General features: G+C 48.5%; 20 protein-coding genes and 1 riboswitch. Of the genes, 7 read left to right on the top strand and 13 right to left on the bottom strand.

Going from position 1 to position 21454, the window contains the following annotated elements:
* Window positions 1-192 precede the first annotated feature (192 nt).
* Window positions 193-960, top strand: a complete 768-nt coding sequence (locus tag ACFSB2_RS05670) for an IclR family transcriptional regulator (protein ID WP_377942044.1) — start codon at window positions 193-195, stop codon at window positions 958-960.
* A gap of 28 nt (window positions 961-988) precedes the next feature.
* On the opposite strand, the gene ACFSB2_RS05665 is transcribed toward ACFSB2_RS05670, so the two are convergent.
* The gene (locus ACFSB2_RS05665) at window positions 989-1381 is read right to left on the bottom strand and encodes a VanZ family protein (RefSeq protein ID WP_377942043.1); all 393 of its coding nucleotides are present in this window, start codon (window positions 1379-1381) and stop codon (window positions 989-991) included.
* A gap of 162 nt (window positions 1382-1543) precedes the next feature.
* Window positions 1544-1630: riboswitch (cyclic di-GMP riboswitch) on the top strand.
* Window positions 1631-2046: 416 nt separating this feature from the next.
* Here ACFSB2_RS05665 and ACFSB2_RS05660 point away from each other — a divergent pair.
* The 3 genes from ACFSB2_RS05660 (at window position 2047) to ACFSB2_RS05650 (ending at window position 4807) form a co-directional block, all read left to right on the top strand.
* Window positions 2047-2739: a CpsD/CapB family tyrosine-protein kinase gene (locus ACFSB2_RS05660; protein WP_377942041.1), complete on the top strand. Its 693-nt coding sequence runs from the start codon at window positions 2047-2049 to the stop codon at window positions 2737-2739.
* Window positions 2740-2765: 26 nt separating this feature from the next.
* The gene (locus ACFSB2_RS05655; RefSeq protein ID WP_377942040.1) at window positions 2766-3449 is read left to right on the top strand and encodes a YveK family protein; all 684 of its coding nucleotides are present in this window, start codon (window positions 2766-2768) and stop codon (window positions 3447-3449) included.
* A 572-nt stretch (window positions 3450-4021) separates the two neighbouring features.
* On the top strand, window positions 4022-4807 hold the full coding sequence (locus tag ACFSB2_RS05650) for a tyrosine-protein phosphatase (protein ID WP_377942038.1): 786 nt from the start codon (window positions 4022-4024) through the stop codon (window positions 4805-4807).
* Window positions 4808-4949: 142 nt separating this feature from the next.
* Here ACFSB2_RS05650 and ACFSB2_RS05645 read toward each other — a convergent pair whose 3' ends face one another.
* Window positions 4950-5537: a hypothetical protein gene (locus ACFSB2_RS05645; protein WP_377942036.1), complete on the bottom strand. Its 588-nt coding sequence runs from the start codon at window positions 5535-5537 to the stop codon at window positions 4950-4952.
* Between the two features lie 275 nt (window positions 5538-5812).
* A complete protein-coding gene (locus ACFSB2_RS05640) occupies window positions 5813-6586 on the bottom strand; it encodes a sugar phosphate isomerase/epimerase family protein (protein WP_377942035.1) in 774 nt (257 codons plus the stop codon).
* Window positions 6587-6930: 344 nt separating this feature from the next.
* Between ACFSB2_RS05640 and ACFSB2_RS05635 the strand changes: the two genes are divergently transcribed.
* Complete coding sequence (locus ACFSB2_RS05635; RefSeq protein WP_377942033.1) at window positions 6931-7425, top strand: hypothetical protein; 495 nt, start codon at window positions 6931-6933, stop codon at window positions 7423-7425.
* A gap of 105 nt (window positions 7426-7530) precedes the next feature.
* Here the strand turns inward: ACFSB2_RS05635 and ACFSB2_RS05630 are convergent, their stop codons facing one another.
* From ACFSB2_RS05630 to sdaAA, 6 genes are all read right to left on the bottom strand, one after another.
* Window positions 7531-8478: an AEC family transporter gene (locus tag ACFSB2_RS05630; protein ID WP_377942031.1), complete on the bottom strand. Its 948-nt coding sequence runs from the start codon at window positions 8476-8478 to the stop codon at window positions 7531-7533.
* Between the two features lie 158 nt (window positions 8479-8636).
* Window positions 8637-9842 (bottom strand): Ger(x)C family spore germination protein, encoded by a 1206-nt coding sequence (locus ACFSB2_RS05625; protein ID WP_377942028.1) that lies wholly within the window; start codon window positions 9840-9842, stop codon window positions 8637-8639.
* The gene (locus tag ACFSB2_RS05620; RefSeq protein WP_377942026.1) at window positions 9839-11326 is read right to left on the bottom strand and encodes a spore germination protein; all 1488 of its coding nucleotides are present in this window, start codon (window positions 11324-11326) and stop codon (window positions 9839-9841) included. Before ACFSB2_RS05620 ends, ACFSB2_RS05625 begins: the two co-directional genes overlap by 4 nt.
* A gap of 5 nt (window positions 11327-11331) precedes the next feature.
* The gene (locus ACFSB2_RS05615; RefSeq protein WP_377942023.1) at window positions 11332-12417 is read right to left on the bottom strand and encodes a GerAB/ArcD/ProY family transporter; all 1086 of its coding nucleotides are present in this window, start codon (window positions 12415-12417) and stop codon (window positions 11332-11334) included.
* 407 nt (window positions 12418-12824) lie between these two features.
* Window positions 12825-13493, bottom strand: coding sequence for an L-serine ammonia-lyase, iron-sulfur-dependent subunit beta (gene sdaAB, locus ACFSB2_RS05610; protein ID WP_377942022.1), 669 nt, complete (start codon window positions 13491-13493; stop codon window positions 12825-12827).
* A gap of 5 nt (window positions 13494-13498) precedes the next feature.
* Window positions 13499-14389, bottom strand: a complete 891-nt coding sequence (gene sdaAA / locus ACFSB2_RS05605) for an L-serine ammonia-lyase, iron-sulfur-dependent, subunit alpha (protein ID WP_377942019.1) — start codon at window positions 14387-14389, stop codon at window positions 13499-13501.
* A gap of 182 nt (window positions 14390-14571) precedes the next feature.
* On the opposite strand from sdaAA, the gene ACFSB2_RS05600 reads away from it, so the two are divergent.
* On the top strand, window positions 14572-15462 hold the full coding sequence (locus tag ACFSB2_RS05600; RefSeq protein ID WP_377942016.1) for a LysR family transcriptional regulator: 891 nt from the start codon (window positions 14572-14574) through the stop codon (window positions 15460-15462).
* A 170-nt stretch (window positions 15463-15632) separates the two neighbouring features.
* Window positions 15633-17024 carry a sugar transferase gene (locus ACFSB2_RS05595; RefSeq protein ID WP_377942013.1) on the top strand — a complete coding sequence of 464 codons (1392 nt, stop codon included), beginning with the start codon at window positions 15633-15635 and terminating at the stop codon, window positions 17022-17024.
* Between the two features lie 80 nt (window positions 17025-17104).
* Here the strand turns inward: ACFSB2_RS05595 and ACFSB2_RS05590 are convergent, their stop codons facing one another.
* From ACFSB2_RS05590 to ACFSB2_RS05575, 4 genes are all read right to left on the bottom strand, one after another.
* Entirely contained in the window at window positions 17105-17983 is an 879-nt protein-coding gene (locus ACFSB2_RS05590; RefSeq protein ID WP_377942010.1) for a carbohydrate ABC transporter permease, read from the bottom strand.
* Window positions 17984-17995: 12 nt separating this feature from the next.
* The gene (locus tag ACFSB2_RS05585; RefSeq protein WP_377942008.1) at window positions 17996-18958 is read right to left on the bottom strand and encodes a carbohydrate ABC transporter permease; all 963 of its coding nucleotides are present in this window, start codon (window positions 18956-18958) and stop codon (window positions 17996-17998) included.
* 158 nt (window positions 18959-19116) lie between these two features.
* Window positions 19117-20394 (bottom strand): ABC transporter substrate-binding protein, encoded by a 1278-nt coding sequence (locus ACFSB2_RS05580; RefSeq protein WP_377942006.1) that lies wholly within the window; start codon window positions 20392-20394, stop codon window positions 19117-19119.
* Between the two features lie 18 nt (window positions 20395-20412).
* Window positions 20413-21438: a LacI family DNA-binding transcriptional regulator gene (locus tag ACFSB2_RS05575; RefSeq protein ID WP_377942004.1), complete on the bottom strand. Its 1026-nt coding sequence runs from the start codon at window positions 21436-21438 to the stop codon at window positions 20413-20415.
* Window positions 21439-21454 lie beyond the last annotated feature (16 nt).

The following is a 21454-nucleotide window of genomic DNA, read 5'->3' as shown; positions in this document are numbered from 1 at the left end:
AGACCTTTGCTTGCGCCATCCTCTGCGATCACGCCTGTGTTTCCATATAAGAAACGTTGTTTCTCCTATTTCTATGCGTTACTATAAAACAGTTGAAAACGATTGACAATGGCATCCGGCGTGATCGAAAACTAGCATGCTTTATCACACTGGGATGCGAACGTTGACGGCAAGGGATGGAGCGTGGCTGATATGAAGCAAGCGCAAACCAATGCACCTTATGGGACGGCCATTCTCAAAGGTGTGGACATCATCAAATACATCGCAGACCAGCCGCATGCCAAAGGAGTCAGTGAAATTGCGCGCGACTTAGGGATGAACCGGTCGACTGTCTATAAACTACTGGACACTTTGCAACAGGTCGGCTTTGTGCACAAATCTGAGCGGAATGCGACGTACACGCTCGGCGCTGGTCTCGTGCGCCTTGCGCATCAGGCGCTGAACCAGTTGGATATCCGAACCTTCGCGCAAAACGCCTTGGCAGAATTGAATCACGCAACTCAGGAGACCATTCATCTGGGGATACTGGACGAAGACATGGTGGTTTATGTGGCCAAACTGGAAAGTAAGCAAACGGTCCGCATGCATTCGCGCGTTGGCAACACATCGCCGTTGTACTGCACTGGCATCGGTAAAGCCATCCTTTCAACTTGGAGTGAAGAACGGTTGGACGCGTATTTTGCGCGCACCAAACTGCACAAATACACGGCGCATACAGTGACAGATGAAATGGCATTGCGGCAGATGTTGCAGCAAATCGCGCAACAAGGCTATGCCATGGACGATTGTGAGCACGAGGCCGAGGTGCGGTGCATGGCTGCTCCGCTCTACAAAAACAATGTCCTGTATGGCGCGTTCAGTGTCACCGCCCCAGTCTATCGTTTCGATGACGACACCGCAGCACGCTATATTCCCTTGGTCAAGGCATGCCAAAAGGACATCCTGGCGAAACTCCCCTGAACTTCAGCCACAGGCACAGCGAGCGAACTTAACGAATACGCGATCTCGCTTGCAAAAAATAGGATAAGGCGACACCGAGTGAATCAATCACCATGTCGTACAGACGTCCATCGCGCATGAAATACAATTGAAAAATTTCAGTTGTGATGGCAAACAGCACGGTCACAATCGCCGCTGCATTGCGACGGCGAAACAGTTTGACCAACAGGGCATCCATGATCAAGAAACCGCTGAAATGACCGATTTTTTGGATCAACCAAAACGGGTGCAACGGATGAAGATCCAATTTCAGCAATGATTTGAAGTGGGGGTGCGGCTGGAAGTGAAAACCACTGATGTGCAAAGTGAATGGATCAAGTGAACAAGTGAAATAAAACAACACAAAAGCCCAGGCAACCACAAAAAACACACGCTGCTGCACTGGGAACCACCCCCGCTCAAGCTATCTTTACAAGACTGTATGAAGCGACTTGCCTCCATAAGATGACGAGCATCAGATGGCACCCTGCATGAAATATGATCATTCTACCACAACTTGCTAGACAAGCTTACTTGCCGCCGCTAAAATGAAGGCGTCACACACATACGAACGAAGCAAAAATTCTGAAAAGGGATGACGCAAAGCGATAGGGGCTCATTCAGTTTCCTGATATGCCAGCTAGTTGCCGTATTTATACCTCCGTTATGTCGTGTGCAAATAGGAGAGGTGTGTCACACAATGGTATATGTATGGATTGCATGTGCTTTTATCGTCTGTGGAAGTGCTTGCCTGTTAGCAATTGCCCTATGTGTAGTCGCCAAAAAAAATGACTCGGACGGTAAAGCGGACATGTAAAAATCGCCAGGCCCTGTAAAGCACGCGCCAGCAGGATGGTGTTTTGACCGAGACTTCAGTTGATTTTGCAATCCCATTTTCCAACATATTCAATCCTATTGCTACTGACTTCTATGTAAAGTGATACTTGCGCGCTCTTTTGCACCCCAAAATTCATAAATTTCACTCCATATTCCTTGCAGGATATTGGGTATTCATGTCGAATTTTGGGGATTAGCTGTGTCCAAAGTGACGAAGGGGTGTGTCAGATTTTGAGCATTCGCAATCGCGGTCGCAAGCCGATTGCACAAACCAACACGAGATCTCCAATTACAGAATCATATAGAAATGTAAGGACAAACATTCAATTTGCGAGTGTGGCTGATACCACAAAGGTGATACTGATTACTAGTACAGTTCCGAGCGAGGGCAAGACATCGACCTCAAGTAATTTAGCAATTGTATCAGCCCAAGCGGGGAAACGTGTTTTACTGATAGATGCAGATATGCGTAAGCCGCAGATTCACCAGGCCTTTCAAATTTCCAATCTAGCTGGCTTGACCAGCTTATTAATTAAGGAACATACTTTTGCAGAGGCTGTCATTGAATCTGAAACGCCAGGGTTGTTTATTCTGCCGAGTGGTCCGATTCCGCCGAACCCCTCTGAGATTTTATCCAGCCAACTATTTAGCGACTTCATCGAACAATGCCAAACAGAGTTTGATTTGGTTATCATCGACACGCCGCCTGTGCTGACCGTGACGGACGCTTTGGTGGCGAACCGAGTAGCCGATGGCGTGCTATTTGTCATTGATTCACAAAGAACGAACAGAGTGCACGTAAAAAAAGCCGTCCATGCATTACAACAGATAGATGCACGCATTTTAGGGGTAGTACTCAACCGAATGAAACGCTCAAAAGGCGATTTGTATTATTATCAATATTACGCTTCAAACGCCAATTAGCGTTTTGATTCGAGAAGGGGCAGAACATGGAAGAGATAGAACTAAGACAATATTGGGTGATTATTCGCAGGCGTTGGATTATGGTGGTAGCCATACCGCTCATCGCTATGATTATTAGCGCCATTTTTTCATTTTATATTATCCAACCGCAATATGTAGCCAGTACCACTTTGTTGGTCAACCAAGAACTCACCGACAATGAAGGTCTGCAATTGTCGAATATCCAAGCCAATCAAGCTTTAGTAAACACGTACAGCGCCATCATCGAAAGCAGTACAGTCGAAAGTACTGTGATTCAACAGCTTAATTTGCCCTACAGCACTGGGCAATTAAATTCGATGATTTCCGTCTCGTCACCGACTCAATCGCAGGTCATTGATTTATCGGTATACGGGCCAAATCAAGCTCAGGCAGCCCAAATTGCCAACGCGCTGGCGACTGCTTTTCAAAGCAAAGCGCAAAAACTGATGAACGTGCAAAACATACAAATTGTAGATAAGGCCGCTCCCGCAGCTTATCCAAGCCCAGTGTCGCCAAACAAAAAGTTGAATATCGCCATTGCACTGATTCTCGGTTTGCTGGTCAGTATCGGTTTGGCGTTCTTAATGGAATATCTTGATAATCGGCTGCGCAAAGAAGAAGATGTTGAACGATATTTGAATTTGCCAGTCTTGGGCACCATCCCTGACTATACCATCGAAAACAAGTAGGGTATTTTGCAAGGACGTTCATTTACATACAAAGACCCGTAGGACAAGCGCCTGACGGGTCTTTGTATGTAAAAAACAATACAGAGTGGATGATTGTTTTTTCAAAATATTAAACAGAAATTCAACGCGTTTTACGTCCATGGGCTGGGTGACTAGCATCCCATCTCTCGCGGTTCTGCTCAAGCACCACAGCAATTTCAGCGTCAAAGGTGCTATCCGCCTCCCCTATCAAACGGAATTTCCGCTTGTTTCCATGGCAGTAAGGACAACTCCTGTACCGTTCATAAGACGCCGTATCAGCTCCACATTCATCACAAAAATAATAATAGACTCTTTTTGTTTCCATAACCCTTTTCTCCCCTAATAAAGATTTTGATATACGCGCGTATTTTTTATTTGGCACATACCATTTAATCCTATTGTACAGTCAGGTGAGTTGTTTTACTATAATGAATTGCATCAAGAATCTGCCCGAAATCATTTTGAAACTGACTCGTTGCACACCCATCATGATACAATTTATTTAGGTAGCGTGGCTTCTTAGTAAATACAATACTTTCTAGGATGATTTTATGACTCATATCATTACAGATATTCATGCACACGTGCTCCCAGGTGTGGACGATGGTCCCGAGGACCTCACGGCGACGCAGGCACTTTTGGCGACATTCCATTCAACCGGTGTTCATCGAGTTTTTTGCACATCCCATTATCACAGTCCTTATTTTGATGTGAAACAAAGTGATTTAGAACAAGGATTTTCAGCTGTTACACAAGCGCGCTCCAGTCATTCTTTAGAATTGGCATTAGGTGCGGAAAATCGCATCTCTGCTGAGTTCATTGCCGATATTCAAGCAGGAACGGTTCATACATTGGGATCGACAAATTATGTATTGGTTGAATTTGAGACGCCAAAAATCACTTCACAAGCACTGGACATCGTCTACGAACTGATCGTTCGCGGTTATCGTCCAATCATGGCGCACCCTGAGCGCAACTTGGCGTTGCAGCGAAAACCAGCGCTCGCTGATACCTTACTGGACGCCGGACTCCTTTTGCAAGCGACGGCCGTTTGCTTTCAACAAGCGGAAAAACATGCACATCAATCTGCCAAATTGGCTTGGTCGCTCTTGCGCCAGGGCAAAATCAGCGTCATCGCGTCAGACGCGCACAACACCACTAGCCGCCCACCGGATTTGATGACTGCTTATGACAACATATCACTTCAACTTGGCAGCAGTGTGGCCGAGGAACTGATGTCGAACGCCAACGCAATATGGAACAATGAAATGTGTGAGCAAGTGAAAATAGAGGGCAAGGGCGCAAAACGGACAACGCGTTTATTCCGCCGTTCCTGACAGGTCAATCCTGTAGTGAGGATGGCCCCCATTGGAGCATGGCCGCGGAAAACGAAGAATATGGCCCTGCTCCACGCCCATAGATGCCATGAGGACTGAAATCATTGGTTTCCATAGAGAATCGTCGCGTTTTAAGCGCTCGTCATGGATTTTTTTGCGCAGCTGCTTCCATCGCCGCAAGCTCAGCCGGCGTAAAATGGGATAGAATTTCTTCCTTGATTTCATTTTTCTGCTGCGATGAAAGCGAGCTACGCTTTGCATACATCGCTGAGTAATGGACAATTTCCGCAGCCGTAAAGTGACTCATTGCATATTGAACAACCTGTGCCCGACTCGTAAACTGCGGGGTGGATGCAGATGACGAAGCAGTTGAAGATTCTGTCCCTGTTCCACGAGTTGACGAAGATTGCGTCCCGCCATGCGCCTGGTCCGTTGCCTGCGTCTGTATGCCCGTGGATTTTGTCGATCCACTCTCGTTTCCTTCGCCAGTTGCGGTAACGCTGCCAGTTGTATCCACCGATTTCCCCGTACTTGGCACATCTTGGCCACCGCTCTTTTGATACTGCTGAATCAACTGATTGATTTCTTGATTGGTTGATTGACCTTTCGGCTGACTCAACAGTGCCACAACTTGATTGCCCACTGCTTGTTTGACCCGATGCTCTGCATACCATCCTCCCCCACCAATCACACAGAGGATGACCACGCCCAGCCCGATCCATTTCTTCACAAAACAATATCCTTTCTAAAATAAACAAATCCGCTTTACAATGCTGTATCGTCGCATACATTGCACCTGCGCATCGATGCTGCCCCTGCCAGAAAGCGAGAGAAGCACGCCTCTCCCGCTTATGAACGACGATACATTTGACACCATTGTAAAGATGATTTGCCCTACCCTGAAAACATTTCGGCACCTTGGTGCTGCGTCAATAGGTCATTTGAAGCTCAACCTAGCGCAATTGCTATTTTTCTACCAATATTCTATCACATGCACATCGCCATTCAGGAGAATTGACTGCTGATTTGCTTCAAAAATCCAGCAGATTTTTTCATCTCCTGCACAGTGTCTTGCCAACCGCATTCCACCGACACCGGACCAACATAACCGATATCGTTTAAAATTTGAAAAAATTCCTGATATGGATATGTCCCACTGCCCGGATACAGCCGTTTTGTGTCCGCCACATGCACATAACCAATATGTTCTCTAGTCTGATACAAATCTGACAGCGGTTCAGCCTCCTCCATCAAGTGGTAGAGATCGGCAAGGATTCTGATTTTGTCATGGTTCACCCGTTGGGTGTAGCGATAAGCCTCTGTCGCGCTCGTAATCAGATTGGTCTCCTTTTGATTTAAAAACTCCACGTTCACCTGTATCGAGTACGTGTCCGCCATTTCGCTCAGCACTTGAATGAATGCGACTACTTGATCTTCAGCCTGCCCACGAGCAAACCCCTCCGGCACTTTGCGCGCACCACCGGATCCAAACGAAACATTCTTCCCGCCCAATTCAGCCATGCGGCAAAAGACAATATCGAGATAAGCGCGCAACGCATCAAGCCGCACTTCAGGCCCAACCACGGGCATGGCCCCCGGCAGCAGCACATTAAAACTTTGAATCGGCACCTGGTGCGCCAGCAGTTTCTGCCGTTCGATCCGCCACACTGCCTCTGGTTCATCAGGTAATGTCACACCGCATTTCAGTTCGGCAAAATCAAACCCACTCGTGAGGACATGTGGCAAATACGCAGCATCAATACAACATCCAAATTCCATTCTAAAATCCTCCTCGTATGAGATGTTCACCGGCATCACCACGTTTTCTTGCGGTTTTTAGAAGTAGCCGAGTGATCTCTACAGATTATCACATTTTAAATCATATATAATATATACGCCATTGCCATTTCTTTGTTTTATCAAAAATTGAAGATCGATCCGTTTTGCTGATGCCTACATCTAGTCTTTGATTGGCCTGTACATCCCTAAATAAAAGGGTGTTCTCTATCTCCAGATAGACCAAATCCGCTCAAGAATCCACCTCTGAACAGATTCGTTAAACCAACGCTCCTGCTAAAATGCGATTCATAGCAAATTCAGTCACACTGTGGAGGTTTGAAATCATGACATCATCTACTTGGATAGAAATTGGCGTGATTGCGGCGATCATTTTGTTGACGCAATTTGGACGGCGGCGCGTCAATCCGATTCGCATGGCGCTGCCTTTCATCATCCTCGCATTCGTTGGATTCAAATATTTAAAGACCATCCCGATGTCGGGAAATAACGTCCCTGTACTCTTGATCAGCGCCGCCCTTGGTATCGTCTTCGGCCTGTTGCTGCTCACCAGCATGCGAGTCGGTCGTGATGAAAATGGCAAGTTTTTCACACAATCAGGCATCTTGTATCTGATCATCTGGTTGATTGCCTTCGGCATTCGCATTGGTTTCATTGAAGTGGCAGAGCATTACCCGCAACAATTTTATCAGTTTATGACAACGCATCACCTGTCCATCTCTGTGATTGGGCCCGCTTTCATCTTCATGACCATCGCCATGTTTTTGGTGCGCATCATCGGCGTGCTCCTGCGAATGAGATCCACCGCTGTATCGCGGTGACAATCCAATATGGGCCCTCACCTCGCCTTCACAAACCGCAGTCGACGAATCGTGGCAGCGCGCGAAGCACATCTATGCGTGTTGCCACCGACCAACTTCATGATTTCATCCAAGGCGCATCAAAAGCGGCAATGTGGCAAAACTCAAAATGGTTGTGATGGCCACAGTCAATGCCACGTTCTGCTTATCACCACCATACTTTTCGACCAACACGGTCGCATTGATGGCCGCTGGCATACTCGATTCCACAAACAGAATGGACGCCAACAATCCGTGAATGCCAAGCATTCGCAGGGTCAATAGCGAAAGCAAAGGCACAATGAGCACACGCAAGCCAACTGATATCCAGATGTCATAGCGTCGCATACCTGACAATTGAATTTTGCGCAACTGAATGCCCAGAATCAAGAGAACAATGACCGGATAAGCATCCCCCGCCAACTTGAGTGTACTCTCCAGTGGCGCCGGGATATGCACTGCGAAAAAATAAAGGCCAAGCCCGATGATGGCTGCGTAAATCAACGGCGTTTGCGCAATCTTTTTGATGGCCTGGCGCGGGCTGCCGTTGGCTCGCGAGGCAATGTACAAGCCAAGCGTGTTGACGAGAATCACCTGTCCCACCACATAGGTCGCGCCCAAAGAAAACCCTTTTGTCCCGTATGCAAGCAATAAAACGGGCAGCCCGTAATTGTTGGAGTTGCTAAAGAGGGTCGTCAGGGTCATCGAAGCGCGCGTCTCTGGGCGCAGGCGACAAATCCGGCCGACAAGGACGGCGACAATCCAGCAAAGCGCCGTTTGAATGACCGTAAACCAGAGCACGGAAAGCAAGCTGCCGCCAGACACCTGCGCCCCTGCCAGCGCGGTGATCAACAAACAAGGCGCGAGGATGTACAAGCTGATATCGGCCAGACTGACCGTATCTACACGCCGCCATTGATACAACACAGCCCCAAATACGCAAATCAGAAACAGTGGCAATGTGACACTGCCCAATAAAGACCAATAACTGCCCATCGCTGTCCACCCGTCAACACCAGTTTTTTTACGAAACATGCGACAACACCGAAAGCGCTGCGTCGCTAGCGCAAGTCTCAAACACCTATTGATTCTATGGTACAGACTCTGGGCGTGGATGTCGAAGAGAAATATACTATGAAACGAATAGTTAGAATCTATCATGCCGCAGTTGAATTGAAATGCTGCACGGTCAACTAAGAATTGAAGCGGGTCGCAGGTTCAGTCGTCATGCCTGTGTCATGAACAAAGACCTGTACCTGCACATGGCGCAACGAAGATGATGTAAGAACCAAGCGCCCCTCGTTGGTTAAATCGTGATGAAATGCTTGAGGGTTTCGGCGATACAATGAATCTGCAAGTCCATAGATGTCTACACCGAGCCCCACCCCGTTCTGAAACGTATCGCGAATATCCTGCTCAATTTGTTCCGCCGCCAAGGTCTCTAACTGCTTTTCTGAAGCAAACTGTCTCATTTCCGAAACCGTTCCACCCACACTCACGTCAACATCAAACTGGAGATGGCGCTTGCCCAGTATCGGATGAATGTGTTTTTTAGGGCGGCCAAGCGTCAGCGTTGCCACAAACTTACCTTTATCGTAGAGTGCGACGATGGTTCGCCGCGTACGTGGTGTGAGCCAGCGAAAGCCCTTTAATTCATCATGGGTGAGCCGCCCCAACATTTTTCCGTCGCGAAGTAGTCCATATCCCGATATTTCAAGTTCTGGGTTCGATCCGTCTTCTTCATCCCTCCATTTTTTCTCCACAAGCGAAATCTCAGGTAGCAGATGCGGTCGCGCCGGTTCCTGGAGATTGGAGATTGCCCGATACAGCCGAAATGGCGGAATCCAGGAACTTTGGCTGGAGACATCACCGGGATCGCTCAATAAGGAATACACAGGTGAAGATTCGAGAATGGGCTCTGCAGACAACACCCTGTTCACAGAATCATTAGTACAAAATATCCAAGGTGTGTAGCGCAATTCGTTGTAGCGTGTAAACGTGTCTAGTGTCTCTTGAATCCCCTGTTGCGCCAAGGCATGCTCACCGATGACAATGCTGCTCAAATGCCCCCAATAGATTCTCCGTTGAGTCGTGCTATAGATATCATGCAACGCCAATTGCACGGTCGATCCGACGCCTGTGCCGATCCATGCGCCTGTTTGAGGACCCGCTTTTGCCGATTCCTTGGAAAGCGTCAGCGGATTGAGAATTTGAGCATAAAGCACGTATTGGCCCTTTTGATAATCCACACCAATCGCATGGATGTAAAACATGTGCTCCAATTCATGCTCATCCCAACAACCTGTTGAAAAGAGCGCACAGAGACATGTGATGCATAGCAGATGAATTCGCCGCCAACGCAACCAGTAGAGCCATGGGCATTTGTTCGCGCGCTTCATTCTCGCGTTCCATCCTTTGTATGTAAAATCGCAGGTCGTTTTCGCGGTTTGCCTAATCTGATTTTAAAGATCTTGAACAGATCTCCAGTCTGAAACGGGCTGAAGGGAGCGAGATATGGAACGCCGAAAGAGCGGATGGTAGACAGATACACCAGTACAGCAAAGGTGGATACCAAAAATCCGAACTCGCCCAAAAAAGATGAGGCAGCTAAGATAAAAAAGCGGAAAATGGTCACGACACCCGCCAGCGACTGATTGGTGATGGTGAAAGAGGCGACGCTGGACACGGCGACCATCACCAACAGCGTAGGGCTAGTCAATCCAGCATCGATGGCAGACTCACCGACCACAAGTCCCCCCACGACAGCCAAGGTTTGACCAAGCTTGCCAGGCAGACGGTTTCCTGCCTCACGAAAGAGTTCAAACATTAACAACATGCCAAACGCCTCAAGGGGTGTGGGAAAGGGTGATCCGCGCCGTGAAGTCGCAATGGTCGCCAATAAAGCCAGCGGAATTTGATCTTGGTGATAGGTTCCAATTGCAATGTAAAATCCGGGCACCAACAAGGTAATCAGCAGCCCGGCAAAACGCAACCCACGTTGCAACATCATAAATGGCGGAACCATATGCTCATCTTCAGCAGATTGAAATAAGAACGACAAGTTGGCAGGCCCCATCATGACCGTGGGTATCCCATCGAGAACGATGGCAAAGCGACCGCGCACCAAGCTCCCAACCACAAAATCCGGTCGACCTGAATAATTGAACAATGGCACGATGGATTTGGAACCCTTCAGCAGTTGTTCCAATTGCGCTGAAGCGTATACCGCGTCTATGTGGATGCTCTGAATCTGCCCCCTGATCTGCGCTAGAATCTCGGAATCAATGATGTCCTCAATATACAAAAGACAGAGCTTGGTCTGTGTCCGCACCCCAATGGTAAACGATTCTGTACATAACGTATCAGTCGGCAGACGCTTGCGAATCAGCGCAACATTGGTGTCTAATACCTCGACGAATCCATCCATGGGGCCTATCAGGGAGACCTCACTGCTTGGCTCATCAGGTTGACGCTTTGGTGGATTCGCGAGATCGACCACGTACGCCAACGCGATGCCATCCACGAAGATAATCAAATGGCCGCGCAGGATGAGCGAAGTCAGCGGATCGAAAAACTGTTCCGTAGCCTGTAAGGAAATTGGAAAGGTTTCCTCCAGCCGTTCGGCAGATATATGGCGGCCGTCCATTTGGAGAAAAAAATCGTACATGATTGGCAAGATATCGCGGTTTAAACGCTCACCATCTACCATGCCATCGCAATGGACCAGCAACACCTTGCGCGGGTGACGCACACTCCCCAACGTGACTTGCCGCCAGCGTACTTCGCCAATTTTGGCAAACACGTCTTGGAGCACGGAAAGATTCGCACGAATCTGACGCTGGACTTTCTTTTGCTTCAATTTTTCTTGCAACTGATGTTTCAATCCATTTACACCTTCTTTTGTTTAGACAGCCAAGCAAAGATGACGAGAAAAAAAGCGACTACACCTATGCTGTACAACGTTCCTGGCACAATCCATCGCTTTAATAAGTAAAAAAACGCCATATTGCTAAGCGGGAACAAAGACAACGCACAGACAACACCACACAGCGACATCAGGTACCAGACTCGTTTCTGCTGTCTATGAATACCAAAAATCTCGATCACCAAAAACAAAGCAAAACTGATGCGCACAAACGCGCCAGATAACCATTGATAGATGGCCATAAAATCGACATGTTCCACAAAATGGCCAAATGTGACCAATCGCCATTCTTCAAATGGCGAATAACGTAAATTTGCCGCTTCCACTGGGCCAAACTCCATAATCGCTCCGCACAAAGGTCCCAATGTGAGTCCCGCCAAGATAAGCACATTGAGCGCCAACATCCAATAGCGAATGTTTGTTTTCACACAATGCTGAACGAAAAGCAGCGCTATCAACTCCGAAAAACCAGAGCTCACATAAAGCGCCCCAGCAAACACCGGATGCCATCCATGCTCAAAAAGTGGGAATAACGACGGCGCATCCTTATGCGGCAAGTTGGAAGCGCCCACGAAAAAACCAAGCAGAACGACGAGAGGCAAGAGGAGCCCACTGATAATCGCGATGGATGTGATGCCAGCGTAGGCCATGTAGCAACAAACTGCTGCCAATGCAACCACCAGGACGATACTAGGCGTCGTCGGCAAAATGGAAATCTCCGCCCAGGAAACTGTGTCACGAAGCGTGACGACAGCCGTCACAAACAAAGGCAACGCCACCAAGCAAAGGAGCATGTTTGCAAACATTGGACGAGTTTGCGCTCTCAACCAAGAACCGAGATGATGCTGTTTGGAAACACGAATGATATATTGCATCACGCCCATCAACATCAGCGCAAAGAGCGATGTCAAACACACCGAAAACCAGGCATCGCGTCCCGCAACACACAGGAGAAGAGGAATTAAAATGACATGATTGTTCAAGCCAATGGCTAACATCATAATCATCGTCAATTGCGTCATTGTAATGGTGTCCTTGGAATGCTCCATAGTTCCCGCCTTGAATAAGGATGATTTTAGATAGGGGATTTAGCGACGAAAGATGATTGGCCGCATCACAATGCGATTCAAAGACATGGTCAACTATTTTGTCAGTTGAAAAAAGCGCGTTGCCCCAAGAACGGAATACATTGGAAACCATCAACCATCAAAGTGTATAATCCCCAAAGAGAAGAAGAACATGCTCAAGTGGACGGATAGAGGAAAGTGCATAAAAATAAACCGATGCATCCTTCACACCGTTTTTTAGATTAATATTCCAAATAAAAAAGGGTGATCCCTCCATTCTTGTAGAAGGAGGTTCACCCTCAAAATGCATTCATATCGCAACGTTTGCAAAAGTTTGATCACGCTCAGCACATCGACAAATTTCCCAGGGAATTTGTCGAACGCCGCCATCACACTGTGTTCACGACACGGATATCCTTGAGACAGGGAATGGCATTTTTGAGCACTTGCAACATATCTGCGGGAACTTGTTCATCCACTTCACAGACGGTCACAGCCGCGCCGCCACGCGCCCACCGCTCCAGCATCAGACGCGCAATGTTGTGGCCCTCGGCATCGAGAATTTGCGAAACACGCGCCAGAAAACCTTTTTCATCCTTGTGGTACAAAATGAGCGTCGGTTTTTCACCGGTAAATTTGAGTGGCAATCCTTCCAGTTCCTGCACTTCGACTTTGCCGCCGCCCAAGGAACTGGCGATCAACTTCGTCTGCCGCTGCGTGCCTTCCATATGAATAGCTACCGTATTCGGATGGAAAAAACCAAGATTGGCCTTTTTAAAATGATATGCCAACCCAGCTTCAACCGCTTTTTGCTGTGCGTTCGCCACATCGGGATGATCCGTCGGCAGACCTAAAACCCCGGCCAGCAACGCCAAATCCGTGCCATGCCCCTGATACGTTTCTGCAAAGGAGCCCATCAACTGGAATTCGATCCGCCGCGGTTCATCATCTAAAATCTGCCGCGCCAAGTTGCCGATGCGCACCGCGCCAGCCGTATGTGAGCTGGATGGACCGACCATAATCGGGCCGATAATCTCAAACGCTGAGTTATATTTCATGGTCTTCACCTTGCCTCGCAGGGTTTGCCAAACAATTGTTCTTTTAGCTTTTTTCCTTTCGGCGTCGCCGCAAGACCGCCCAATCCAGTCTCACGCAGTGATTCCGGCATTTCATTGCCAATCTCATACATGGCCTGAATCACCTCGTCTGGCGGAATGATGCTTTTCACGCCCGCCAACGCCATGTCCGCTGCAGCCAAAGCGGTCACCGCGTGCAATCCGTTGCGGATGATGCAGGGAATTTCAACCAAACCGCCTACCGGATCGCACACAAGACCAAGTGTATTCTTGAGCGATAACCCCACCGCATGGCCGACTTGTTCTGGTGTGCCACCAGCAATTTCCACGGCCGCGCCTGCGGCCATCGCGGTCGCAGAGCCAATTTCCGCTTGGCATCCGCCTGCTGCGCCAGAGATGGAGGCGGAGTTGGCTATGACCAACCCCAAGGCCGCTGCGGTCAACAGCGACATCACAATCTGATCACGCGTATATTTGCCAGCGTCGAGGATGGAAACCAGCACACCTGGCAGTACCCCGGCAGAACCTGCCGTCGGCGTCGCCACAATCCGCCCCATCCCAGCGTTCACCTCGTTGACCGACAGCGCGTACGCCATCGCTTTGAGTGTGCCCGCATCCAAATACGAATTGCCCCGTTGCAAATATTCGTGTACGCGATAACCATCGCCTCCGGTCAATCCGGTTCGCGACATCACCGGGGTATGGACACCCTTGCGCGCTGCTTCTTCCATGATGTCAAATTGCTTGGACATCAACGACAGGATTTCTGCTTCCGTCCGTCCCGACTGCTGTTTTTCCACGTCCAGCATCAATTGTCCAATGGATTTATGACCTTCTTCGGCAAGCCGAATCACTTCGTGCAAAGCTGTAAACGCCATCTTCATCGCCACCCTGCTGTACGAGTGTGGCCGATCCCGCTTCGCTTTTGTGCTGACGCTCGGACACGCTCTGTACGTTCTGTGTATGTACCGTTATTATAGAGCCAGCGAATAAAGATATAAAATCGATGGTTTCAATAAAAACGATTGAAAAAATTAATGGATGGCGAGGCGGCTTGTGAATGGAAATGCGGCACTTGAAAACATTTACAACGGTTGTTGAAAGTGGAGGATTTACACGTGCAGGCGCCAAGCTGGGTTACACACAATCCACCATCACCGCGCACATCCAGTCCCTTGAAGCGGAAATCGGCAGCCCGCTGTTTGACAGGCTGGGCAAACGCGTGGTTTTGACCGAAAACGGCCAACGGCTGTTACAGTATGCAAAGGAAATCTTGCGCTTGTCAGAAGAGGCCGTTATTTCATCTAGCATGGAAGGGCAGCCTTCGGGCACCATGCGCATTGGCGCAACGGAATCGCTCATGGTCTACCGATTGCCGCCTGTCCTCTACGAATTTAAAAAACGCTATCCGAATGTGCAGTTGATCCTTCAACCTAGTGAGAACTGGCAACTGCACAGCAAACTGAAATCTGGCGAAGTGGATCTCTCCGTCATCACCGATTTGGAACGGGTGGACACCGACCTTTGCGTCCACTACCTCGTCCGTGAAACGCTTTCGCTCATCGCCCCGCCCGGACATCCACTGACACAGCAATCGACCGTAGACCCCAGCGATTTGGACGGAGAGACTTTGTTGATGACCGAGCCGGGCAGTTATCGGGATCTGCTGGAACATTGGTTGAAAGCGGAACGCGTGAACACCGCCATCATCGACTTTTGGAGCATTGAAGCCATCAAACATTGTGTGATGAGCGGGCTCGGCCTGTCCTACTTGCCTAAAATCGCCGTCGAGGAAGAACTTGAACGCAGGCGACTCATCTCCTTGCCTTGGCGCCACAGCGCCGATTTTGTCACGACGCAGTTGGCGTATCACAAGGATAAATGGCTGAGTCCGGCGATGATCCAGTTCATCAAACTGATCGAAGAACACGCCCGTGGCTGGCAGGTATAGCACATCAGGCAATTGCTCTATACATACGAACATCTATCTTACCTACGAAATACAAGCTATTAAAAATAACCGTTGGAAATTAAGGTAATCAAGCGTATAATTTAGCTAAATATAGATAGGATTCACCAATTATTCAATAGGGGAATACAACTTAGGGAGGGTTGTACAGGGTGTATAGGGTCGCAGTAAACGGACGATTGATAGGTAGATTATTTGATATCGTGATCATCTTCATGTCGTTTCATCTGACGTATTTTTTGATGAATCATGTTTTGAACCGCGAGATTTTCTCGTTCACAAGCACCCATTACTACGAAACATATCTTGTTGTGGTTGGTTGCTGGGTGCTTTCCACATTTATGATTGGCGAATATCCCGTTCGCCGTCTGAATGGATTTGCGCGCGAACTGACGATTGTCCTACGCGTCAATATTGTTGCGCTTCTCGCTTTTGCATTTGTCTCTTATATTCTGAAGCTGTCGCTCAGCCGCTCTTTTCTCGCAGTCAGTTTTATTGATATTACCATATTGATGCTGTTTGTGCGCCTGGTCATCAGATTTCTGCTCGGTTTCGTTCGCGCCAAAGGCAGAGACACCAAAATCCAGTTATTGATTGGCAGCACCTCCGCTACATACGCATACTTGGATCACATGGAGGCCAATCCACAGTTGGGCTTGCGCGTGCTAGGTTACTTAGGGGAAGAAAAACACAAACTGCCCGTTCCGTACTTGGGACCCATTTCGGGGTTGCGAATGGTGCTGTCCACCCATTCCATTGATGGCGTGGTGTTGGCGCTCCCCATCTCACATCCAAGTTTTGAACAAGTCATTCGCGAGTGCGAGCTCCAAGGCGTGCAGGTAGAGTTGATGTTGGATGGCATCTCTTCCCGCATTGCGCACAGCACCTTGATACAAGGTGCAGGCGCGCCGCGGCTGGTCATGGATCAAACGCCCCACACACCAGAAGGACTCGTTTTCAAGCGTATGACTGATTTCTTCGTGAGCCTGCTGGCCGTCATCATGATGTCGCCATTGATGCTAGGCATCATGATTGCCATCAAATTGGATGATGGCGGGCCGATCTTTTTTTCACAGCTTCGCTCTGGGCGATGCGGCAAGCCATTTAAAATGCACAAATTCCGCAGTATGCGCGTTGATGCAGAGGCGCTCAAAGCACAATTGCTCCACCTCAACGAAATGGGCGGCCCTGTATTTAAAATCAAGAATGACCCGCGTGTAACACGGGTTGGGCGTTTCTTGCGCAAGACCAGTTTGGACGAACTGCCGCAGTTTCTAGATGTATTGGTCGGCAACATGAGCCTGGTGGGACCACGGCCACCGTTGCCCTCTGAAGTCAGTCAATACGACGCACACCATCGCAGGCGTCTCAGCGTCAAGCCAGGCATCACATGTCTGTGGCAAATCAGCGGCCGTAACGAGATCGACTTTGACGAATGGGTGGATCTAGATCTGCGTTACATCGACAATTGGACTTATTTTCTGGATTTAAAGATCTTGCTCCAGACAGTGCCCGCTGTGTTGCGCAAAAAGGGCGCAAGTTGAGTTTGCGGTTCATATCACGGCCAAATAGGCACACGAGCGCGTGGCAAACTGCCGCGCGCTTTTTTCATATTTCGTCATTGTCATCCTTTCACGCCTCCAATTGCAATGCCATCCAGGAAATATCTTTGCAATGCGAAGAATACGACGAACATCGGGATCGTGACAATGACACTCGACGCCAACAATCCGCCCCAATCTGATGGACCACTGCTGGGATCACCGCTCATGCTGGCCAATCCCAACTGAACTGTGAACATGTTCGAATTATTCAACACGATAAGCGGCCAAAGAAAACTGTCCCACATCCCCGTGAAAGCGAAGATGGCCACCGTAATGAGCGCCGGTCTAACCAAGGGCAACATCACGTTCGCAAAAACTTTGAATTCTCCGCATCCGTCGATCCGCGCCGCCTCTTCAATGCTTTTCGGCAAAGTGATAAAAAACTGACGCATCAAAAATATACCCAGAACAGAGAACAAGTTGGGAATGATCAATCCTCCATACGTGTCAACCAACCCGGAACCGCCTGCCCCCAACACATTGTTGCCGCCAACGAGTGGAAAGTGTTTGACGAGCAGGAACACAGGTACAAGCGTCACTTCGGCTGGCACCATCAACCCCGTGAGCAGAAAGCCAAACAGCACACTTTTCATCGGAAAGCGCAAGCGCGCAAACGCATACCCCGCCATGGCAGCAAAGATCACTTGTCCTATCGTTGAAAGGACGGAAGTGAGGACGCTATTGAAAAAATACCGCCCCCAAGGTTCTTCTTGAAAGGCCTGAATGTAATGCTGAAACGTGATATGATGCGGTACTAATGAAAATGAGGATGAAAACAGTTCATCATCTGGTTTCAAAGAGCTGATAAGCAGCCAAAGAAACGGAAAGAACATAACGATTGCAACACAAATCAGGACGAAAAAACGTCCGTATTGTCCAGCTCGTATTCTAAATGGCAAGGTACTTCCTCCTTAATAAGCGCGGTTCAAGCGCTTTTGTACGAATACCAAGTTAATCATGGACAAAGCCAGAATGACAACGAACAGGACAAACGCAATGGCGGAGCCAAAACCAAGTTGAAAAGCTTGAAATGTTTTTTGGAATAAGAGGTACACCACGGTACTGGACGTTTCAAGCGGTCCGCCCTGCGTCATGACGTAAACTTCCGTGAAGGCCTGCAACAAACTGATTGTGCCTAAGACAATGACGTACAGTGTCGTCGGGCCAAGCATCGGCCAAGTGATGGACCAAAAACGCCTGAAACGCCCCGCCCCATCTGTCTCTGCGGCTTCCAGCATTTCGGTTGGCACAGAATTCAGTCCAGCCAAGAAAATGATCATATTTGAGCCCACGCCTTTCCAGACACGCAGGAGCACCAATACTTCTAATGACCAATGCGGTTGAACCAACCAGGACTGCTGTGGTAGATGCAAATCTGCGAGAATGCTATTTAACAAACCGTAAGAAGGGTTAAATAACCATAACCACGCCACTGAAACGGCAACCATAGAAGTGATAACAGGCGTATAAAATATCGTTCTAAAAAAACCGACGCCTTTAAACTTTTTGTGAACAAGGAGCGCCAAAAACAGTGAAATGATGATATTCAAGGGCAGTACTTGAATGGCAAAGACGGCGGTATTGAGAAATGATTCCCAAAAATCCGCGCTGTGGAGAATCAAGGCGTAATTTTGAAGCCCAACCCAATGCGTGCTTGCCGAATTTAGGCTCATATCTGTAAAACTGATAAAGAAAGATTCAATCATGGGCAGGAAAGTGAAGATACAAAATAGCAATAGCGCTGGCAGCAAAAAAAGATAACCTGCAATCATCTCTCGACGACGGTGCCTCAACGTCCACGAAGCTTTCCACTCCGCAAAAAAAGTACTGTCGATCTTGGACTTTAATTCAACATCTCTTCGACGCACGCTCATATCCGTGGCCCACCTCTCGTCCTGAAAATAAAGTCGGTGAATTCAAGCACGCCATCCGCGATGCTCTGATTGACTGACACTCTGATGTTTTTCTGACAAGGGAAGCATCACGCATGGCGATGAAGATGATTTAAGCAACATGAAAGGATGTGGAAGGATTATTGTTGTTGACTCAAAACACTCTGTACACTTTGATTTGTTTTGGCCAGAACAGATTGAGCGTTTTGGCCATATAACGCTGCTTGCGCAATTTGTGCAAACGTGTTTCGAACATTGATCCATTGAGGGATGTTTGGGTTACCCTGCACCTTGGATTGACCGATGGCAGTGAACATGCTCTTCAATATGGGATCTTTCTCAATCCAAGCAGCCTGCTGATCTTTCTGTAATGGCGGGATCGCCCCGAGATCACGCGCTAAAGAACCGGAGTCGCTTAAAAATGCTTCAATCAAAAGCCAAGCATCCTTCGGGTGTTTTGATTCAGAACTAATATAAAACCCATTTGCCGCGCCATATGTGACATTGTCCTCCTTTCCCATCGGGCCGGATGGAAAAGGGGCAAATCCGATATCATTGTAAATATTCGGATAATATTGCTTGAATGATGTCATATTCGGCGCTTGGATTTCCATCGCAGCTTTTCCTGTCCCTAGCGGATCTTGACCAGCTGGTGGAACAAACTTGACACTTGCCGAACCGTTCGTGAAAAATTTCTGCAGCTCACTCATGCTCTGAACTGCTTCGGGTGTATTTACTGTAGCTTTCTGTCCAGCGGGATCGACAAAATTCCCCCCGTCTCCGTAGAGAAACTCAGAATACGTCTGTTCAAGTGAAATCCCTGAGGTGCCCAAAAACATGCCGTATCGCTTTCCCGGTATTGTGAGTTTCTTAGCATCTGTTAAGAGGGCACTCCACGTTGTCGGTGGTGACAGGTGCGCTGCCTGGAAAAAATCCTTTCTGTACTCCAACAGCATGGCAGAACCATCAACCGGGACAAACCATGAATGAGACTTGTATTTCGTCTGGTCTTCGAACCCCGGTATAATGTTCGCCACCTGGGCATCTGACGACTCGTATTTGTCCAAGGGAATAACTTCTTTGGCATCCACCAATCCGGCGGTGGCCGCCGCGCCATTGTACAACACATCCGGCCCGACGCCCCCCTTCATGGCTACGGACAGTTTTTCTGGATAGTCACTCCAAGTAAAAAACTGTGCTTTCGCCGAAATGTGTTGAGCCTTGTACTTTTGGTTGAATTGATCTATGACATGCTCATATACCTTATTTTGATCCGCACTGGATGGAATCCACACCGTCAATTGCACATCACCATTTGCTTGTCCATTTTTCGTCGATGACGTTCCACAGCCAGTCACAACTGACAGAAACAACAAAGAGCAAACAGCGAGGCTCCCATTCTTTTTCATCGTGCTCATGGTTTGTCCCCCATTTCTTTAAGTCTGTTGATAGAAGTCACAATATCGCGCGTTGATGGACTCCGCCTCTTCATCTGTCACCCGGGAAAGCAGATCCTGTGCGGCAAGTGCGCCAAGCTCCGTCCAGGAAATCCGCCACTGCGGTATAGAAATCCCCAACACGTCTTCGTAGCGCTGCATGAACGCATTTTCATAGTTGATCCCCGCGAATTGGAGGCTCCCATCTGTCGTTATGCCTCTATCTCGTAGCGCCATCACCGCGCCAAAGCTATATTCAGATGAATCCAGCACCAGTAATTCCGGCAAGGTTTCCAGTTTCGAAAAGTGCTCATAACCGTCCTCAAAAGATGACACCCCGGACACCAAAGAAAGCTGTCGCCCCTCTCCATACAACGCCATGCCGTTCTTGATCCCACGAATTCTATCCTGGACAAAACACGAAGTATCATCGATATTTAGGCCGCCGATGATGACCGAGATGGAGGTGACTTCCTTCTCGGCCGCGTACCCCACTACTTCCCGGAAAGCCCTTTCATAATTTGGCGCGACAAACGGCGCAGTGTAATCATCAAATACACGGCGGCCAATCGTGATAAAAGGGAATTTCTCTTCGCGTAAATTGAACACATCGTGCGACGATGTATGTGGTCCCATGAGAACAATGCCATCCAGCAAATTCGTCTGAACCACGCGTCTCCCGTATTCATCATTCGGTGATGGCGCCAAAAGGAGAACATCATGACCATTTTTGGCCAGTTCCATCTGCACTCCCTGCAGTACCTCTACATAGAAGCCACTCAACGGTTGACCTTGTGTGTACAACGCGATACCAATGATGCCTGTCTTTCCACCTGATAACTTTCGCGCTAAAGCGTGTGGTTTATAGTTGTACTCTTTGATGACATCCAGCACTTTCTGCCTCGTCTTCTTAGAGACATCCGGCTTGTTGTTCAAGACACGAGACACTGTCATGACGGATGTGTTCGCCAACTTGGCAATTGTGGAAATATTGATGTTGCCATCGTTCGTATTTTTCTTATCCATGTCGCCGATACGGCAT

It is taken from the genome of Alicyclobacillus fodiniaquatilis (genome assembly GCF_042678105.1).
Classification (GTDB): domain Bacteria; phylum Bacillota; class Bacilli; order Alicyclobacillales; family Alicyclobacillaceae; genus Alicyclobacillus; species Alicyclobacillus fodiniaquatilis.
Note: the sequence above shows the minus strand (reverse complement) of the source record. Positions and strands in the feature narration are given on the sequence as shown.

Excerpts from the sequence above, each read along its gene's own strand:
- ACFSB2_RS05670 (WP_377942044.1), top strand. The coding sequence starts at position 193 with ATGAAGCAAGCGCAAACCAATGCACCTTATGGGACGGCCATTCTCAAA.
- ACFSB2_RS05640 (WP_377942035.1), bottom strand. The coding sequence starts at position 6,586 with ATGGAATTTGGATGTTGTATTGATGCTGCGTATTTGCCACATGTCCTC.
- ACFSB2_RS05650 (WP_377942038.1), top strand. The coding sequence starts at position 4,022 with ATGACTCATATCATTACAGATATTCATGCACACGTGCTCCCAGGTGTG.
- sdaAB (WP_377942022.1), bottom strand. The coding sequence starts at position 13,493 with ATGAAATATAACTCAGCGTTTGAGATTATCGGCCCGATTATGGTCGGT.
- sdaAA (WP_377942019.1), bottom strand. The coding sequence starts at position 14,389 with ATGGCGTTTACAGCTTTGCACGAAGTGATTCGGCTTGCCGAAGAAGGT.
- ACFSB2_RS05585 (WP_377942008.1), bottom strand. The coding sequence starts at position 18,958 with ATGAGCGTGCGTCGAAGAGATGTTGAATTAAAGTCCAAGATCGACAGT.
- ACFSB2_RS05655 (WP_377942040.1), top strand. The coding sequence starts at position 2,766 with ATGGAAGAGATAGAACTAAGACAATATTGGGTGATTATTCGCAGGCGT.
- ACFSB2_RS05630 (WP_377942031.1), bottom strand. The coding sequence starts at position 8,478 with ATGTTTCGTAAAAAAACTGGTGTTGACGGGTGGACAGCGATGGGCAGT.
- ACFSB2_RS05635 (WP_377942033.1), top strand. The coding sequence starts at position 6,931 with ATGACATCATCTACTTGGATAGAAATTGGCGTGATTGCGGCGATCATT.
- ACFSB2_RS05575 (WP_377942004.1), bottom strand. The coding sequence starts at position 21,438 with ATGGATAAGAAAAATACGAACGATGGCAACATCAATATTTCCACAATT.
- ACFSB2_RS05615 (WP_377942023.1), bottom strand. The coding sequence starts at position 12,417 with ATGGAGCATTCCAAGGACACCATTACAATGACGCAATTGACGATGATT.
- ACFSB2_RS05600 (WP_377942016.1), top strand. The coding sequence starts at position 14,572 with ATGGAAATGCGGCACTTGAAAACATTTACAACGGTTGTTGAAAGTGGA.
- ACFSB2_RS05625 (WP_377942028.1), bottom strand. The coding sequence starts at position 9,842 with ATGAAGCGCGCGAACAAATGCCCATGGCTCTACTGGTTGCGTTGGCGG.
- ACFSB2_RS05580 (WP_377942006.1), bottom strand. The coding sequence starts at position 20,394 with ATGAGCACGATGAAAAAGAATGGGAGCCTCGCTGTTTGCTCTTTGTTG.